We start from the raw sequence: 1718 nt of genomic DNA on the forward strand, positions 1-1718 counted from the left end.
GCCTTGGCAAAACTGGAACAGGTCCTGCCATCAAGGCTGCGCCCCAAGTTCGCCATGCTGAAAGCAGCGGTGACCACCTTGCCCAGCAATGCGGCCACGGTTGATCCGCAACAGCTGACGGTGGTTTCAGCGGCGATCTCGGACCGGCGCCAAATCTCCTTTGACTACGTCACCTCCGAAGGCGAGGCTGCGCGTCGGCTCGTGGAACCCTACAGATTGGTGGACACCGGCAGGCGCTGGTATCTGGTGGCCTGGGATGTGGAACGGGAGGACTGGCGGACCTTCCGCGCCGACCGCTTCGCGTCCCTGCCCTCCGAACGGAAGAAATTCACGGCGCGCGCCTTGCCGGCCGAGGACCTGGCAGCTTATGTACAGCAATCCATCACCCGCTCCCCTTATAGGTTCGACGTCGTGGTGCGGCTCCGCGAGCCGCTCGCGGAAGTGGCCGCCGTCGTCAGCTCGCAGTACGCAACCCTGACCGCCGATGGTCCGGCCGCAACCATCCTGCGCTCCGGATGGGACAACCTCGCTGCCCCGGCGGCGTATCTTGCCGCCCTCGATATGGACTTTGAGATCCTGGAACCGGAAGAATTCAGGTCCTTTGCCCGGCACCTGTCCCGCCGGCTATCGGCGGCGGCTGGGACTGTGACGGAGGTAGCGGACGAGGAACCGCAGCCACAGTAGACTGGCACCAGCCATGACACTTCATATTTCCTACCCCGCCGAGCTGCCCGTCTCCGAGCGCCGCGAGGATCTGATGGCGGCCATAGCCGCAAACCAGGTGACCATCATCGCCGGCGAGACCGGCTCGGGCAAGACCACCCAAATCCCCAAGATGTGCCTCGAATTAGGCCTTGGAGACCAGGGCCTGATCGGGCACACCCAACCGCGCCGCCTCGCGGCCCGCACTGTCGCAGAACGCATTGCCTCGGAACTGGACGTTGAGATCGGCCAGGAAGTGGGCTTCCAGGTCCGCTTCACCGGTGAGGTCAGCGCGGCCACCAAGATCAAACTGATGACCGACGGCATCCTCCTGGCTGAGATCCAGCGGGACAAGCTGTTGCGCAAATACAGCACCATCATCATCGACGAGGCGCACGAACGCAGCCTCAACATCGATTTCATCCTGGGCTACCTCAAGCGCATCCTCCCCCAGCGCCCGGACCTGAAGATCATCATCACCTCGGCCACCATCGATCCCCAGCGCTTCGCCAAGCACTTCGGGAGCGAAGAAGAGCCTGCCCCCATTATCGAAGTCTCCGGACGCACCTATCCGGTGGAAATCCGCTACCGGCCCTTGTCCCAGCCCGCCGGCGGGGACGAGGACACCTCGGATGATGAACTGGAAGAGGACCGGGATCCCCTGGATGCGGTGTGCGACGCCGTGGACGAGCTCGCCAAGGAAGCTCCCGGCGATATCCTCATCTTCTTCTCCGGTGAACGCGAAATCCGCGACGCCGCGGAGGCTATCAACGGGCGAATCCAAAGCAACCGTCGTCTCGCCGGCACCGAAGTCCTGCCACTCTTTGCACGGCTCAGCCTGCAGGAACAACACAGGGTCTTCAACCCGGGCGGCAAACGGCGCATCATTCTGGCAACCAACGTTGCCGAGACGTCGTTGACCGTCCCGGGTATCAAATACGTGATCGACACCGGCACCGCACGTATTTCGCGCTATTCCCACCGGACCAAGGTCCAACGGCTGCCGATCGAACGGG

General features: G+C 63.3%; 2 protein-coding genes. Both read left to right on the plus strand.

The window, feature by feature from the left end:
* On the plus strand, positions 1 to 684 hold a 684-nt coding region (locus tag HP499_RS23880), incomplete at its 5' end, for a YafY family protein (protein ID WP_172326515.1).
* A 13-nt stretch (positions 685 to 697) separates the two neighbouring features.
* A partial coding sequence (locus HP499_RS23885) for a helicase-related protein (protein WP_172326516.1) occupies positions 698 to 1718 on the plus strand: 1021 nt, incomplete at its 3' end.

Origin of the sequence: Paenarthrobacter sp. CM16 (genome assembly GCF_013179505.1) — a bacterium.
GTDB lineage: Bacteria > Actinomycetota > Actinomycetes > Actinomycetales > Micrococcaceae > Arthrobacter.